Origin of the sequence: Streptomyces sp. NPDC053367, from assembly GCF_044545925.1 — a bacterium.
In the GTDB taxonomy this organism is placed as follows: Bacteria; Actinomycetota; Actinomycetes; order Streptomycetales; family Streptomycetaceae; genus Streptomyces.
Genome location: NZ_JBITYN010000001.1, coordinates 1282234 through 1297772, shown reverse-complemented (window position 1 = coordinate 1297772; position 15539 = coordinate 1282234). Strand labels below are relative to the sequence as shown.

At 69.4% G+C, this 15539-nt stretch carries 17 protein-coding genes; 12 read left to right on the top strand and 5 right to left on the bottom strand.

Translation table 11 applies throughout. From position 1 onward, the window contains the following. Positions 1 to 84 precede the first annotated feature (84 nt). Together ACIGXJ_RS05970 and ACIGXJ_RS05965 are read left to right on the top strand one after the other, a co-directional pair. A complete protein-coding gene (locus ACIGXJ_RS05970; protein WP_399641970.1) occupies positions 85 to 2430 on the top strand; it encodes an immune inhibitor A domain-containing protein in 2346 nt (781 codons plus the stop codon). Between the two features lie 121 nt (positions 2431 to 2551). Then, a complete protein-coding gene (locus ACIGXJ_RS05965; RefSeq protein ID WP_399641968.1) occupies positions 2552 to 2914 on the top strand; it encodes a hypothetical protein in 363 nt (120 codons plus the stop codon). Here the strand turns inward: ACIGXJ_RS05965 and ACIGXJ_RS05960 are convergent. Together ACIGXJ_RS05960 and ACIGXJ_RS05955 are read right to left on the bottom strand one after the other, a co-directional pair. Then, positions 2907 to 3494 carry an isochorismatase family protein gene (locus ACIGXJ_RS05960; RefSeq protein WP_399641967.1) on the bottom strand — a complete coding sequence of 196 codons (588 nt, stop codon included), beginning with the start codon at positions 3492 to 3494 and terminating at the stop codon, positions 2907 to 2909. The genes ACIGXJ_RS05965 and ACIGXJ_RS05960 overlap by 8 nt on opposite strands. A gap of 82 nt (positions 3495 to 3576) precedes the next feature. Next, on the bottom strand, positions 3577 to 4962 hold the full coding sequence (locus ACIGXJ_RS05955; protein WP_399641965.1) for a nicotinate phosphoribosyltransferase: 1386 nt from the start codon (positions 4960 to 4962) through the stop codon (positions 3577 to 3579). A 57-nt stretch (positions 4963 to 5019) separates the two neighbouring features. On the opposite strand from ACIGXJ_RS05955, the gene clpS reads away from it, so the two are divergent. From clpS to ACIGXJ_RS05920, 7 genes are all read left to right on the top strand, one after another. Continuing rightward, the gene (clpS, locus tag ACIGXJ_RS05950; protein ID WP_399641963.1) at positions 5020 to 5337 is read left to right on the top strand and encodes an ATP-dependent Clp protease adapter ClpS; all 318 of its coding nucleotides are present in this window, start codon (positions 5020 to 5022) and stop codon (positions 5335 to 5337) included. A 12-nt stretch (positions 5338 to 5349) separates the two neighbouring features. Continuing rightward, on the top strand, positions 5350 to 5943 hold the full coding sequence (locus ACIGXJ_RS05945) for a DUF2017 domain-containing protein (RefSeq protein WP_399641961.1): 594 nt from the start codon (positions 5350 to 5352) through the stop codon (positions 5941 to 5943). A gap of 352 nt (positions 5944 to 6295) precedes the next feature. After that, positions 6296 to 7714: an amino acid permease gene (locus ACIGXJ_RS05940; RefSeq protein ID WP_399641959.1), complete on the top strand. Its 1419-nt coding sequence runs from the start codon at positions 6296 to 6298 to the stop codon at positions 7712 to 7714. 147 nt (positions 7715 to 7861) lie between these two features. After that, complete coding sequence (locus ACIGXJ_RS05935; RefSeq protein WP_399641958.1) at positions 7862 to 8284, top strand: Mov34/MPN/PAD-1 family protein; 423 nt, start codon at positions 7862 to 7864, stop codon at positions 8282 to 8284. Positions 8285 to 8387: 103 nt separating this feature from the next. Next, positions 8388 to 8483, top strand: coding sequence for a putative leader peptide (locus tag ACIGXJ_RS05930; RefSeq protein ID WP_343234080.1), 96 nt, complete (start codon positions 8388 to 8390; stop codon positions 8481 to 8483). 114 nt (positions 8484 to 8597) lie between these two features. Next, entirely contained in the window at positions 8598 to 8876 is a 279-nt protein-coding gene (locus ACIGXJ_RS05925; protein WP_399641956.1) for a MoaD/ThiS family protein, read from the top strand. 6 nt (positions 8877 to 8882) lie between these two features. Further along, positions 8883 to 9833: a PLP-dependent cysteine synthase family protein gene (locus ACIGXJ_RS05920; RefSeq protein ID WP_399641954.1), complete on the top strand. Its 951-nt coding sequence runs from the start codon at positions 8883 to 8885 to the stop codon at positions 9831 to 9833. 136 nt (positions 9834 to 9969) lie between these two features. Here ACIGXJ_RS05920 and ACIGXJ_RS05915 read toward each other — a convergent pair whose 3' ends face one another. After that, positions 9970 to 10380: a type II toxin-antitoxin system PemK/MazF family toxin gene (locus ACIGXJ_RS05915; RefSeq protein ID WP_399641952.1), complete on the bottom strand. Its 411-nt coding sequence runs from the start codon at positions 10378 to 10380 to the stop codon at positions 9970 to 9972. A 205-nt stretch (positions 10381 to 10585) separates the two neighbouring features. Here ACIGXJ_RS05915 and ACIGXJ_RS05910 point away from each other — a divergent pair, with 205 nt between their 5' ends. After that, positions 10586 to 11338 (top strand): MBL fold metallo-hydrolase, encoded by a 753-nt coding sequence (locus ACIGXJ_RS05910; RefSeq protein ID WP_399641950.1) that lies wholly within the window; start codon positions 10586 to 10588, stop codon positions 11336 to 11338. Between the two features lie 92 nt (positions 11339 to 11430). Here ACIGXJ_RS05910 and ACIGXJ_RS05905 read toward each other — a convergent pair whose 3' ends face one another. Together ACIGXJ_RS05905 and ACIGXJ_RS05900 are read right to left on the bottom strand one after the other, a co-directional pair. Further along, entirely contained in the window at positions 11431 to 12681 is a 1251-nt protein-coding gene (locus ACIGXJ_RS05905) for a PTS transporter subunit EIIC (RefSeq protein WP_399641948.1), read from the bottom strand. A 178-nt stretch (positions 12682 to 12859) separates the two neighbouring features. Next, positions 12860 to 14149, bottom strand: coding sequence for a PTS transporter subunit EIIC (locus ACIGXJ_RS05900; protein ID WP_399641946.1), 1290 nt, complete (start codon positions 14147 to 14149; stop codon positions 12860 to 12862). A gap of 170 nt (positions 14150 to 14319) precedes the next feature. Between ACIGXJ_RS05900 and ACIGXJ_RS05895 the strand changes: the two genes are divergently transcribed. Then, on the top strand, positions 14320 to 14568 hold the full coding sequence (locus ACIGXJ_RS05895) for a glucose PTS transporter subunit EIIB (RefSeq protein WP_399642155.1): 249 nt from the start codon (positions 14320 to 14322) through the stop codon (positions 14566 to 14568). Positions 14569 to 14645: 77 nt separating this feature from the next. Next, positions 14646 to 15371: a ribonuclease PH gene (rph, locus tag ACIGXJ_RS05890; RefSeq protein WP_399641945.1), complete on the top strand. Its 726-nt coding sequence runs from the start codon at positions 14646 to 14648 to the stop codon at positions 15369 to 15371. The last annotated feature ends 168 nt before the right edge of the window (positions 15372 to 15539 follow it).

Below are 15539 nucleotides of genomic sequence, written 5' to 3'. Positions count from 1 at the left end.
TACACGCGTTGATCACGCGCGCGGGCGCCCCTCTTTGACCAGGCCCCTTCCTTCCGTGCGCGCGGACGCGGGGGAGGATCTCAAGTGACCAGCAGACCCTGGACGTTCAGAGCCGCGGCGACCGCCGTCGCGCTCGCCGCGGCCACCGCGACGTTCTCGACGTTCGCCGTTGCCCAGGCCGACTCGGCCGGCGCCCCCAAGGCGCCCACCGCGGACCGCCGGGACCCGGCGGCCCCCAAGGCCCTCGAGCAGGAGCACGACCTCGAAGGCCCGTTCAGCAAGACCCAGGCCGCTCAGCGCGAAGAGGCGCTGAAGCAGGTCATATCCGGCGAAGCGGAGGTGCAGAACCGCGGCGGCTCGAAGGTCGTCGAGCTGGAGAGCGGCCGCGGCGACAAGTACGTCGAGCTCGGCCGCGAGAAGACGGACAAGATCTTCACCATCCTGGTGGAGTTCGGCGACCAGATCGACAGCCGCTACGGCGGTACGCCCGGCCCGCTGCACAACCAGATCGCGCAGCCGGACCGTACGCAGGACAACAGCACGGCCTGGCAGGCGGACTACAGCCGCGAGCACTTCCAGGACCTGTACTTCGGCAAGGGCACCAACTCGGTCAAGACCTACTACGAGAAGCAGTCCTCGGGCCGCTACTCGGTCGACGGTGAGGTCCAGGACTGGGTCAAGGTCCCCTACAACGAGGCCCGCTACGGCTCCAACGCCTGCGACCCGGACAACTGCGCCTGGTACGCGGTGCAGGACGGCGTCAACGCGTGGGTGGCCCAGCAGAAGGCGGCCGGCAAGACCGACGCCGAGATCAAGGCGAAGCTCGCCGGTTACGACCAGTGGGACCGCTACGACCACGACAACGACGGCAACTTCAACGAGGCCGACGGCTACATCGACCACTTCCAGATCGTCCACGCCGGTGAGGACGAGTCCGCCGGCGGCGGCGCGCAGGGCGAGGACGCTATCTGGGCCCACCGCTGGTACGCCTTCGGCACCGACGCCGGCGCCACCGGCCCCGACGACAACAAGCTCGGCGGCACGCAGATCGGCGACACGGGCATCTGGGTCGGCGACTACACCATCCAGCCGGAGAACGGCGGCCTCGGTGTCTACGCCCACGAGTACGGCCACGACCTCGGTCTGCCGGACCACTACGACACCCAGGGCGGCGAGAACTCCACCGGGTTCTGGACGCTGATGTCCTCCGGTTCCTGGCTGGGCACCGGCAAGGACTCCATCGGTGACCTGCCGGGCGACATGACCGCCTGGGACAAGCTGCAGCTCGGCTGGCTCGACTACGAGACCGCCACCGCCGGCAAGAACTCCCGGCACAAGCTGGGCGTCGCCGAGTACAACAACCGCAACGCCCAGGCGCTCGTGGTGAAGCTGCCGCAGAAGGCGGTCACCACCGAGATCGTCGCCCCGGCCGGCGGCACCAAGCAGTGGTGGAGCGGCAGCGGCAACGACCTGCGCAACACCCTGTCCCGCTCGGTCGACCTGACCGGCAAGACGTCCGCCGCGCTGACCCTCGACGGCTGGTGGGCCACCGAGCGCGACTACGACTACGTCTACACCGAGGTGTCCACCGACGGCGGCGCCAACTGGACGCCGATCGACGGCACGGCCGACGGTGCGCCGATCACCCGTGACGGCAGCAACCAGCCCGCGCTGACCGGCTTCTCGGACACCCACAAGAAGCTCTCGTTCTCCCTGGACGCCTACGCGGGCAAGAAGATCGACCTGCGCTTCCGCTACGCCACCGACGGCGGTGTCGCGGAGAAGGGCTTCACGGCCGACAACATCGTCATCACCGCCGACGGCACCGCCCTGGTGTCGGACAACGCCGAGGGTGACGACGCCGGTTGGGCGAAGAAGGGCTTCGACCGCGTCGGCGCCTCCTTCACCTCCAAGTACGACCAGTTCTACATCGCGGAGAACCGCCAGTACGTGTCGTACGACAAGACCCTCAAGGTCGGCCCGTACAACTTCGGCTTCGCCTCGAAGCCGGGCTGGGTGGAGCACTACCCGTACCAGAACGGTCTGCTGATCTGGAAGTGGGACACCTCGCAGCAGGACAACAACACCAGCAAGCACCCCGGTGTCGGTCTGCTCCTGCCCGTCGACGCCCACCCGGCCCAGCTGAAGTGGTCCGACGGCACCCTGATGCGCGCCCGCGTCCAGTCGTACGACTCGCCGTTCAGCCTCTACCCGACCGACAGCATCACGCTGCACAAGGCGGACGTGGCGACCCGGATCCCGTCGCTGAAGGGTGTGTCGACCTTCAACGACCACCTGTACAGCTACTACGACGCGAACAACCCGCGCGTGGGCGTCAAGATCACTGACACCAACACCAAGATCCGGATCCTCAAGGAGGCCGTGAACGGCTCCTCGATCCTGCTCCAGGTGGCCCCCGCGGTGAAGTAAACAGCATCTTCGCAGGTCACAGGCGTATCGGCGGCAACCCCCTGGCGGGTTGCCGCCGATCGTGTTTAGGTGCGTGCTGTGGATTTCTTATTGACACCGGTGCGCACGGGGGTGTGACTGCATGGCCGCAGGAGGTTTCTGCAAGCTGCCGAACGGCAGTGTGGTGGTGGCGCTGAACCTGCCCAGCCCCGCCGCCGAGGGCTCCGCCGCGGTGCGGGTCCTCGTCCTCGCCCAGAACCGGGCGCGCGCCCTGACCAGGCTGCGCAACCTGGGCCTGAGGGCCGTCTACCTGCGGGGCAACGCCGCCCCGCCGACCCCGGACGAGATCACGGCCGTCCTGCACCACCCGGACGGTCTGATATGGCGGACGGCCCCCGACAACGGTGTCGTGATCGTCGGCGAGCTCTGGCATCCCATCCGGAGCCTGCTCCGACGCCCGCCGACGCCCGGCCGGCAGCCCGCGGCGGGGCCCGTGGTCAGCTGACCACCGGCTTGCCCGTCAGTTCCACCCCGGCCGCGCGCATCTCCTCCAGCGCGCGGCCGGTGGTCTCCTCGGCGACACCGGCCGTCAGGTCGAGCAGCACCTGGGTGCGGAAGCCCTCGCGGGCCGCGTCCAGGGCGGTGGCGCGGACGCAGTGGTCGGTGGCGATGCCGACGATGTCCACCTCGTCGATCTGCCGGGCCCTGAGCCAGTCGCCCAGCGAGGTGCCGTTCTCGTCGGTCCCCTCGAAGCCGCTGTAGGCCGCGGCGTAGGCGCCCTTGTCGAACACGGCGTCGATCGCGCCCGAGGCGACCGCGGGCGCGAAGTTCGGGTGGAAGCCCACCCCCTCGGTGCCCGCCACGCAGTGCGCGGGCCAGGAGTGGACGTAGTCGGGGTTGTCGGCGAAGTGGCCGCCGGGCGCGATGTGGTGATCACGGGTGGCCACCACGTGCCGGTACCCGGCCGGAGCCTGTCCGATCAGCTCGGTGACGGCCGCCGCCACGTCGGCACCGCCGGCCACCGCGAGACTGCCCCCCTCGCAGAAGTCGTTCTGCACATCGACGACGATCAAGGCGCGACGCATGGTGGATGTCCTTCGACGAACGGCCGTAAACCAGCAAGCCTAGTGATGCGAGGGCCCGAGCGGGAGAGGGCCTCGGCGGGTCTCAGTGCAGGTACTCGGTGGGGATCACGGGTTCCCCCCGGGACAGCTGCGTGGCCGACAGCGGCAAACGGTCCCGAGCGGCCAGATGCCGCTCCCGTACGGCGTCCAGCGGCTCCCGTGCCACCACCTCGCCGCCCTTGACCAGCTCGACCAGGAGCTGCCGGCCGGCGAGCTCCGCGGGGACGGCCCCCGTGCCGACGACCTCCGCCTCGGCGGTCCCCGAGGCGTCCAGCCGCCGCGCGGCCCACTTGCGCCCGCCGATGGACGTCTTGCCGCCGGAGGACTTCTTCGCCACCGGCACCAGCGGGGCCCCGGCATCCGTCGTCTCGGCCCGCGCGACGAGCTTGTACACCATCGAGGCGGTCGGATGCCCCGAGCCGGTCACCAGCTGCGTACCGACGCCGTACGCGTCCACGGGCGCGGCCGCCAGCGAGGCGATGGCGTACTCGTCGAGGTCCGAGGTCACGATGATCTTGGTGTCGGTCGCCCCCAGCTCGTCCAGCTGCTGCCGCACCCGGTGCGCGACCAGCAGCAGGTCCCCGGAGTCGATGCGCACCGCGCCCAGCTCGGGCCCGGCGACCTCGACGGCCGTACGGACCGCCTCGGTGACGTCGTACGTGTCCACCAGCAGGGTCGTGCCGCGGCCCATGGAGTCCACCTGGGCGCGGAAGGCGTCGCGCTCGCGGTCGTGCAGCAGGGTGAAGGCGTGGGCGGAGGTGCCGACGGTCGGGATGCCGTAGCGGAAACCGGCGGCGAGGTCGGAGGTGGAGGAGAAGCCGCCGACGTAGGCGGCGCGGGCGGCGGCGACGGCGGCCAGCTCATGGGTGCGACGGGCGCCCATCTCGATCAGCGGGCGGTCCCCGGCGGCCGAGGACATCCGGGAGGCGGCCGCGGCGATCGCCGAGTCGTGGTTGAGGATGGAGAGGATCACCGTCTCCAGCAGCACGCACTCGGCGAAGGAGCCCTCCACCCGCAGGATCGGCGAGCCGGGGAAGTACACCTCGCCCTCGGGGTAGCCCCAGATGTCACCCGAGAAGCGGTAACCGGCGAGCCATTCGAGGGTCTGCTCGTCGAGGAACCCGCGCTCGCGCAGAAAGCCCAGCACGCCCTCGTCGAAGCGGAAGTTCTCGACGGCGTCCAGGACCCGCCCGGTGCCCGCGACGACGCCGTAGCGGCGGCCCTCGGGCAGCCGGCGCGTGAAGACCTCGAAGACCGACCTGCGGTCCGCGGTCCCGCCCCGCAGGGCGGCCTGGAGCATGGTCAGCTCGTACTGGTCGGTGAAGAGCGCCGTCGAGGGAACGCCCACCCGTTGCCCACCGCCACCCTTCCGAGGAGGAAGCGCTTCGCGCCCTTCTTCTTCCGGCAGCCCAAGGTCCGCTGTGTTCATGACCATGGATCGTACTCCCATTTCGTCAGTGTGACGATTTATCGCGGTCATGGCAGCATGGACCTTGTGACGTCAGCCGCTCCCATCGAGATCGAACGCACCGAGTCGGCGGAGGAGGTCTCTGCCGTACCGGAGCCCGACGTCCCCTGGGTCACGATCGTCCACAACGACCCGGTCAACCTCATGAGCTATGTGACGTACGTCTTCCAGACGTACTTCGGCTACTCCAAGGACAAGGCCACCAAGCTCATGCTCGACGTCCACCACAAGGGCCGGGCGGTCGTCTCCAGCGGGACCCGCGAGGAGATGGAGCGCGACGTGCAGGCCATGCACGGCTACGGACTGTGGGCCACCCTCCAGCAGGACCGGAAGTAGACGACCTCCCCGATGTCAGGCACCTTCGAACCGATCCCCGGCGGCGGCGCGGCCGTCGCGCTCGACGACGTCGAGATCTCCATCATCCGGTCGCTGGCCGTGCAGCTCCTGGAGCTCATCGGCCCCGGCCCCGCCGAGGACGCCGACGCCGACCCGCTCGCCGAGCTGTTCGCGGAGGGCCCCAGCGAGCCCCCGTCCGACCCGGTGCTGCGCCGCCTCTTCCCGGACGCCTACAGCGACCCCGGGGCGCAGCGGGAGGACGAGGAGCAGCGGGCCCTGTCCGCAGAGTTCCGCCGCTACACCGAGAACGACCTCAGGGCGGGCAAGCGGGAGAACGCCCTGGCGGTGATCCGCTCGCTGGACGCGCTGAGCCCGGCCGGTGACGGCGGGGCCGTGCTGAAGCTGTCGCCGGGGGAGTCCCGGCAGTGGCTGGGCGCGCTCAACGACCTGCGCCTCGCGATCGGCTCCCGGCTGGACATCACCGACGAGGACGACACCGACCTGCTCTACCGGCTGCCCGACGAGGATCCGCGCAAGCCGATGGTGATGGCGTACCTCTGGCTGGGCGGGCTGCAGGAGACCCTCGTCTCGACCCTCATGCCGTGATCGCCCTGGTGTGACCGATTTCGCGTTCGCTCAGCGGACGCTCAGATCCGGATAACGATCCAGTCAACGACTCGGCCACTTACGCCCCGTTTATGTCCGGTTAGTCCACTTCTTCCTGTGCGGTGCGTCACAGGCGACCCCGGCGATCAGTGTTGCGGCCGTGATAAATCTTCACGACCGCCCGGCGAACACCACCCACGTGGACGCCGGGTGCGCCACCGAGCCGGCGACCGCCGGCCAGGCATTGGGCAGGCCCGCACAGTCTGCTCAGCTCCATCAATCCGGGGGGATCGAGACCCGATCCGAGGCCGACGAGAGGCCTTTGGTCGGCATGGAGAAAGGCGCACTACACATGACCTCTGAGAAGGTCACCGAGGCCCCTGAAGAGGGCTACGAGCGAGGGCTCGGCAGCCGTCAGGTCCAGATGATCGCGATCGGCGGCGCCATCGGCGTCGGCCTGTTCCTGGGAGCCGGGGCGAACATCGCCAAGGCCGGTCCCAGCCTCATCCTCATGTACGCCCTGGCCGGCGTGATCATCTTCTTCATCATGCGGGCGCTCGGCGAGCTCCTGCTCTACCGCCCGGTCTCGGGCTCCTTCGCGGAGTACTCCCGCGAGTTCCTCGGCCCGTTCTTCGGCTACTTCACCGGCTGGACGTACTGGCTGATGTGGGTCGTCACCGGCATGGCCGAACTGACGGCCGCCGCGATCTACGTCAACTACTGGTTCCCGCAGATCCCGCAGTGGGTCACGGCGCTGGTCTTCCTGGTCATCCTCTTCGGGGTGAACCTGATCTCCGTCAAGCTCTTCGGCGAGCTGGAGTTCTGGTTCTCCATGGTCAAGGTCACCGCCCTGATCGGCATGATCGTGATCGGTCTGGGCGTGCTCACCTTCGGCTTCAGCTCCGCCGGTGACACCGCGGCCGTCTCCAACCTGTGGGCCTTCGACGGCTTCTTCCCCAAGGGCATCGGCTCGTCCCTGATGACCCTGCAGGGCGTCATGTTCGCCTACCTCGCCGTCGAGCTGGTCGGTGTCACGGCCGGCGAGTCGGAGAACCCGGAGAAGACCCTCCCCAAGGCGATCAACACCCTGCCCTGGCGTATCGCGCTGTTCTACGTCGGTGCCCTCACCGTGATCCTGTGCGTGGTGAAGTGGACCGAGTTCGCGCCGGGCGTCAGCCCGTTCGTGGCGGCCTTCGCGAAGATCGGCATCCCGGCGGGCGCCGGCATCGTCAACTTCGTCGTCCTCACCGCGGCCCTGTCCTCGTGCAACTCCGGCATGTACTCCACGGGCCGCATGCTGCGGAACCTCGCCTCCAGCGGCGAGGCCCCCAGGGTCTTCCAGAAGCTGTCCTCCACCAAGACGCCCGCCCTGGGCATCACCGTCTCGGTCCTCTTCATGGGCATCGGTGTGGTCCTGAACTACATCGTCCCGGAGAAGGCCTTCGGCTACGTCACCTCCGTCGCCACCGGCGCCGGCATCTGGACCTGGCTCATGATCCTCGTCAGCCACGTCCTGTACCGCCGCGCGGTCGACGCGGGCCGCCTGCCGGCCTCCTCCTTCCCGGCGCCGGGCGGCGCGAAGTGCTCCTACGTAGCCATCGCGTTCCTGCTCTTCGTCACCGGCCTCATCGCCTACGACAAGGACTCCCGGGTCAGCCTGTACGTCATGGCCGGCTGGGCCGTCGCCCTGACCATCGGCTGGTTCGTGCTCAAGGCGCGCAACCCGCAGGTCGCCGAGCGCCGCGAGCCGGAGCTCGAGAAGGTCGGCTGACCTTCCCAGGCGTCCCTCCCAGGACGTCCGGCCGTCCGGGGGCACTCGTGGAGCCCCCGGGCGGCCCGCCGCTCAGGACGTCCGGCATATGGGCCGTTCCGTACCATCCACCGGTACGGAACGGCCCTTCTGCTTATCCTTTCGGACATGCTGACCATCACCCAGGCCCTCGTCGACCAGATCGTCGCCCACGCCCGCAAGGACCACCCCGACGAGGCGTGCGGCGTCGTCGCGGGCCCGGCGGGCACCGACCGCCCCGAGCGCTTCATCCCGATGCTGAACGCCGCGATGTCGCCCACCTTCTACGAGTTCGACTCCGGCGATCTCCTCAAGCTCTACCGCGAGATGGACGACCGCGACGAGGAGCCGGTGATCATCTACCACTCCCACACCGCGACCGAGGCCTACCCCTCCCGCACGGACATCTCGTACGCCAACGAGCCCGGTGCGCACTACGTCCTGGTGTCCACGGCCGACACCGACGGGCTCGGCGACTTCCAGTTCCGCTCCTACCGGATCGTGGAGGGCGAGGTGACGGAAGAGGAGGTCAGGATCGTTCAGGCGTACTGATACGCGTACCGATCCCCCTTCTTGTCCCGTCATCCGGTCGGAAAGCATCCACCATGCGAGATCACACTCCGGGACCCGGGACGGGAATCGATACGATGAGCGCATGGTTCTGAACGACGTGAGCGACAAGACGCCGGGCATGCTGCTCGTGGCGCGGCTGCACGTCGACCTGTGCAGGCTCGCCAGCTCCATCTGTTGACGCTGCCCTGCCGCCGTACGGCCGTGGAGCCGCGGCGCTCACCGCACCACCCCGCACCAACTGCGCTGCCGCGCGCCCACCGACGTCATCCACTCCCGACAGGAGCCCACAGCCATGGCCATCGAGGTCCGCATCCCGACCATCCTCCGCCAGTACACCGACGGTCAGAAGGCGGTGGAGGGCAGCGGTGACACCCTCGCCGAGCTGTTCGCCGACCTCGAGAGCCGGCACGCGGGCATCCAGGCCCGCATCGTGGACGGCGAACAGCTGCGCCGCTTCGTGAACGTCTACCTCAACGACGAGGACGTCCGCTTCCTCGACGGCATCAACACCAAGCTCTCCGACGGCGACAACGTCACGATCCTGCCGGCCGTGGCCGGCGGCATGGCCTGATCAGCGATGCGTTACGACTCTCCGCTGGCCGCGGTGGGCAACACCCCTCTGGTGTGCCTGCCGCGGCTGTCGCCGTCCGCCGACGTCCGCATCTGGGCCAAGCTGGAGGACCGCAACCCCACCGGCTCGGTCAAGGACCGCCCCGCCCTGCACATGATCGAGCAGGCGGAGAAGGACGGCCTTCTGACGCCCGGCTGCACCATCCTGGAGCCGACCTCCGGCAACACGGGCATCTCCCTCGCCATGGCGGCCAAGCTCAAGGGCTACCGCATGGTGTGCGTGATGCCCGAGAACACCTCCCAGGAGCGCCGGGACCTGCTCGGCATGTGGGGCGCGGAGATCATCTCCTCCCCGGCCGCGGGCGGCTCCAACACCGCCGTGCGCGTCGCCAAGGAACTCGCAGCCGAGCACCCCGACTGGGTGATGCTCTACCAGTACGGCAACCCGGACAACGCGGGCGCCCACTACGCCACGACCGGGCCGGAGATCCTCGCGGACCTCCCCTCGATCACCCACTTCGTCGCGGGCCTCGGCACCACCGGCACCCTGATGGGCGTCGGCCGCTACCTGCGCGAACACAAGCCGGACGTGAAGATCGTCGCCGCCGAGCCGCGCTACGACGACCTCGTGTACGGCCTGCGCAACCTCGACGAGGGCTTCGTCCCCGAGCTCTACGACGCCTCCGTCCTCACCACGCGCTTCTCCGTCGGCTCCGCCGACGCGGTCACCCGCACCCGTGAGCTGCTCCAGCAGGAGGGCATCTTCGCCGGCGTCTCCACGGGCGCCGCGCTGCACGCCGCGATCGGCGTCGGCAGGAAGGCGCTGAAGGCCGGCGAGCCGGCGGACATCGTCTTCGTGGTGGCCGACGGCGGCTGGAAGTACCTGTCGACCGGCGTCTACACGGCCGCGACGACGGAGGAAGCGATCGAGACGCTCCAGGGCCAGCTCTGGGCGTGACGCCGTCCTCGGGGACGCGCCGTCCTCGGGGACGCGCCCCGAGGGACGCGGGGCCGAATCGACGTGCGGCTCCGCCGGGTGAGCGCCGGCAACCACAGCGGACGGAGAGCCGGCCACGCACCGTCCGAGGCAGGACCTATGTCGCGAGGTGACGGACCTGGTCCCACAGAACCGGGTCCATCACCCCGACCTTCCTGCGGAAGTCACCGACAGGCACCTCGCGCAGCTCGTCGGTCTCGAGGAAGCTCGCCCGCCCCTGCGCATCGCCGACGGCACCCGGCGGCAACGGCACCACCCCGGCCCGCTCGTCCCGGAACCGGCTGCTGATCTTCGCGACGGTGGCCCGCCGCCCCCGCACCGCCAGCACCAGGCACGGCCGGTCCTTCGCCCCCGGCCCGTCCTCGAAGGGCACCATCGCCCACCAGATCTCGGCGGGCCGCGGCCGCTGTGAGCCCCCCGCCCGAGAGGCCCGGCCGCGCCACACCAGCGCGACCGCGGCAGCGAGCAGGGCCACCGCACCGAGCGCCAGCCACCAGGACGTGTCCATACCGACGAAGGTACCGGCGTGCACGCCACACCGCGCGCCCTCCCAGGCTCCCTGCACGCCCCCGGTCCAGCCGAACCGGTGACAGCACAGGTGAGTTCGCCCACAACGGCCCCTGGCGGAGGAGCGACCGGACGTTTTGCGCCTTACGCTCGACGGACCGCACGACCCCCGTCTTTCACATCCCGCCAGCGGAGGTTTCTGCTTCATGAAGCTCACCGTCGTCGGCTGCTCGGGGTCGTTCCCGTCCGCGGAATCGGCCTGCTCGAGCTACCTCGTCGAGGCCGACGGCTTCCGGCTGCTCCTCGACATGGGCAACGGCGCCCTGGGCGAGCTGCAGCGCCACTGCGGTCTCTACGACCTCGACGCGATCTTCCTCAGCCATCTGCACGCCGACCACTGCATCGACATGTGCGCCTACTTCGTCGCGCGCTACTACCGGCACGACGGCGGCCGCTGCGCGCCCCTGCCGGTGTACGGCCCCGAGGGCACCGAGCACCGCCTGACCACGGCCTACGCCGACACCCCCTCGGCCTCCTCGATGAGCGAGGTCTTCGACTTCCACACGGTCAAGCCGTCCACGTTCGAGCTCGGGCCGTTCACGGTCCACACCGAGCGCGTGGCCCATCCGGTGGAGGCGTACGCCATCCGGATCGAGCACGGCGGCAGGTCGCTGACGTACTCCGGCGACACGGGTGTCACGCCCGTCCTGGACGAACTGGCGCGCGACACCGACCTCTTCCTGTGCGAGGCCGCCTTCACGCACGGCAAGGAGAGCATCCCCGACCTGCACCTCAACGGCCGCGAGGCCGGCGAGACAGCGACCCGCGCCGGCGCCCGCCGCCTGGTCCTCACCCACATCCCCCCGTGGACGGACCCCCAGATCAACCTCGCCGACGCCCGCGCGGTGTACAGCGGACCGGTCGAGCTGGCCGCGCCGCGGGTGTCGTACGAGATCTGAGTGCCGGGCGAGTCCCAGGACAGCACGAGGCCGGACACGGCGAGGCCCCCCGGAGCAGCTCCGGGGGGCCTCGTGCCGTTCTGGGGCGGGACTCACGCCTTCGTGAGGTCCTCGACCTCCTCCTCGGGCTCGCGGCCGGGGGTGGCGAGGTCGAACTTGACGATCGCGAAGCGGAAGACGACGTAGTAGACCGCCGCGAACACCAGGCCGATCGGGATGATCATCCAGGGCTTGGTGGCCAGGTTCCAGTTGAGGAAGTAGTCGATCGCGCCGGCCGAGAAGCTGAAGCCGTGGTGCACGCCCAGCGCCCAGGTGACGGCCATCGAGATCGCGGTCAGGACCGCGTGGATCACGTACAGCACCGGGGCGATGAACATGAAGGCGAACTCGATCGGCTCGGTGATGCCGGTGACGAACGAGGTCAGCGCGAGCGAGATCATCATGCCGCCGACGGCCTTGCGGCGCTCCGGGCGGGCGGCGTGCGTGATCGCCAGGGCGGCGGCCGGGAGGGCGAACATCATGATCGGGAAGAAGCCGGTCATGAACTGGCCCGCGGTCGGGTCGCCGTGGAAGAAGCGGGGCAGGTCGCCGTGCCAGACACCACCGCTGGAGTCGGTGAAGGAGCCGATCTCCTGCCAGGCGACCGTGTTGACGAACTGGTGCATGCCGACCGGGAGCAGCGCGCGGTTGATGGCGCCGAAGAGGGCCGCGCCACCGGCGCCGAGGCCGGTCATCCACTCGCCGAAGTTGGTGATGACGTCACCGATGGGCTCCCACACCAGGCCGAACAGGACACCGACGGCGGTGCCGATGAAGGCCATCAGGATCGGGACCAGACGGCGGCCGTTGAAGAAGCCCAGCCAGTCGGGGAGCTTGGTGCGGTGGAAACGCTGCCACGTGACGGCGGCTATGAGGCCCATCACGATGCCGCCGAGGACCTTGGGGTCGTTGTAGGTGGCGGCGATGTCCGCGCCCTTGGTGACCTTTGCTTCCGTGATCGGGAACGCGGTCAGCACGTTCTTGTAGACCAGGAAGCCGACCAGCGCCGCCAGCGCGGTGGAGCCGTCGGCCTTCTTGGCGAAGCCGATGGCGATGCCCACGCAGAACAGCAGCGGCAGGTTGGCGAAGACGGCGTCGCCCGCGGTGGCGAACACGGACGCGACCTTGTCCCAGCCGAGACCGTCCGCGCCGAACACGTCGGGCTGGCCGAGACGGAGCAGGATGCCCGCCGCCGGCAGTACGGCGATGGGCAGCTGGAGGCTGCGGCCGACCTTCTGCAGACCCTGGAACAGACCGGATCCCCGCTTCTTCGCGGGGGCCGCCGATGCGGTGGCGGTGCTCATACTTCCTCCATCGGGTGGTGGTCTACACCACTCAGTGGTGTAGACCTGTTGTAGCACGGTGAAGGGCGTATAAGGAACCCGCGATTCCTGCTACCGGAGGGCTACGCCGCGTGCCCGGCGCGCGCACGGCGGAGGCCCCTCGGACCAGGGGTCCAAGGGGCCTCGCGGGGGCCGGAGTTCAGGCCTTCGTCACGTCCTCGTGTTCCTCCTCCGGCTCCCGGCCGGGCGTCTTGAGGTCGAACTTCGTGATCGCGAACCGGAAGACGACGTAGTACACGGCCGCGAAGCACAGGCCGATCGGGATGATCGCCCACGGTCTCGTCGCCAGGTTCCAGTTGATGATGTAGTCGATCAGACCGGCCGAGAAACTGAAGCCGTCATGGACACCGAACGCCCACGTCACCGCCATCGACACACCCGTCAGCACCGCGTGCACCGCGTACAGCGCGGGCGCGATGAAGAGGAACGAATACTCGATCGGCTCGGTGATGCCCGTCACGAACGAGGTCAGGGCCACCGACAGCATCAGACCGCCGACCTCCTTGCGGCGCTCCGGCCGCGCCGTGTGCGTGATCGCCAGGGCGGCCGCCGGCAGGGCGAACATCATGATCGGGAAGAAACCGGAGAGGAACTGGCCCGCGTCCGGGTCGCCCGCCAGGAACATGTTGATGTCACCGTGCACCTGAGAGCCGTCCGGCTTGGTGTACGTCCCGAACTGGAACCAGATCGGCACGTTCAGGAACTGGTGCAGCCCGATCACCAGCAGCGCACGGTTCGCGATGCCGAAGATGCCCGCACCCCAGGCGCCCGCGTCGCTCAGCCAGTCGCTGAAGTTCTCCAGCGCGTCACCGATCGGCGGCCACACCCACAGACACAGCGCGGCGAACGCGATCGCCACGAACGCCATGACGATCGGCACCAGCCGCCGCCCGTTGAAGAAGCCCAGCCAGTCCACCAGCTTCGTGCGGTGGTAGCGCTGCCAGAAGAACGCGGCCAGCAGACCCATCACGATGCCGCCGAAGACGCCCGGGTTCTGATACGTGAACGCCGTCACCGGCTCGTCGATATTGCCCTGGCAGCCGATGTTCGGCACCGGCTTCGTCCCCGCGGGACAGTCCTCCGGGAACTGGCGCAGCACGTTGTAGTAGACGAGGAACCCCGCCACCGCCGCCAGCGCCGTCGACCCGTCGGACTTCTTCGCCATCCCGATGGCCACACCCACGCAGAACAGCAGCGGCAGCCCCAGCGCACCGTCCAGCAGCGCGCCCCCCGCGCCCATCATGACCTTGGACACGTCCGTCCAGCCCAGCCCGTCCTCGCCGAACACGTCCGGCTGCCCGAGCCGGTTGAGGATGCCCGCCGCCGGGAGCACGGCGATGGGAAGCTGAAGGCTGCGCCCCATCTTCTGCAGGCCCTGGAACAGGCCGTTCCAGCGGGCGCGCGCGGGGCTGACGGCTTCGTCACTCATGGGCGTCCTTCCGAGCGGTTTGGCGACCGTCCGTCAGGTGGTGTAGACCAGTCACGGACGATTGTGGAGCCGTGCCGTCATCCTGCGACCCACACGGACCCGACGCTCGCGAAGTTGGGCCAACTGTGGGTTACTGCGACAAAGCGGTTCACACGCTTCAGACAGGTCGGATCAGGGAGAAGGACATGGCCAGCAAGGCTGAGAAGATCGTTGCCGGGCTCGGCGGCATCGACAACATCGAAGAGGTCGAGGGCTGCATCACCCGCCTGCGCACCGAGGTCAACGACCCCTCGCTGGTCGACGACGCCGCCCTGAAGGCCGCCGGCGCCCACGGCGTCGTGAAGATGGGCACCGCCGTCCAGGTCGTCATCGGCACCGACGCCGACCCGATCGCCGCGGAGATCGAAGACATGATGTGAGCCCACCCGCTCACCCACAAGGGGCTCTTCCCACCGCGGGAGGAGCCCCTCGCGCAGCTCCCGATAGGCTCGTGGCCATGTCTCGAATCGACGGCCGCACCCCCGAACAGCTCCGCCCCGTCACCATCGAACGCGGCTGGAGCAAGCACGCCGAGGGCTCCGTCCTCGTCTCCTTCGGTGACACGAAGGTCCTCTGCACCGCCTCCTTCACCGAAGGCGTCCCGCGCTGGCGCAAGGGCAGCGGCGAAGGCTGGGTCACCGCGGAGTACTCCATGCTGCCCCGCGCCACCAACACCCGCGGCGACCGCGAGGCCGTCAAGGGCAGGATCGGCGGCCGCACCCACGAGATCTCCCGCCTCATCGGCCGCTCCCTGCGCGCCGTCATCGACTACAAGGCCCTCGGCGAGAACACCATCGTCCTCGACTGCGACGTCCTCCAGGCCGACGGCGGCACCCGCACCGCCGCCATCACCGGCGCCTACGTCGCCCTCGCCGACGCCATCACCTGGGCCCAGGGCAAGAAACTCGTCAAGCCCGGCCGCAAGCCCCTGACCGGCAGCGTCTCCGCCGTCTCCGTCGGCATCGTCGACGGCGTCCCCCTCCTCGACCTCCGCTACGAGGAAGACGTACGCGCCGAGACCGACATGAACGTCGTCTGCACCGGCGACGGACGCTTCGTCGAGGTCCAGGGCACCGCCGAGGCCCAGCCCTTCGCCCGCGACGAGCTGAACGCCCTGCTCGACCTCGCCGTCGCCGGCTGCACCGACCTGGCCGCGCTGCAGACCAAGGCACTCACGCAGTAACACACCGGCAGTGACGGCGGGGGGGGGGGGGGCCCCCCCCCCCCCCCCCCCCCCCCCCCCCCCCAACACCCCCCCCCCCCCCCACCCCCCCCCCCCCCCCCCCCCCCCCGCCCGGGGGTTTTTCGATGGATCCGGATAATTTGTCCCTCGATCAATATATCCTCAATC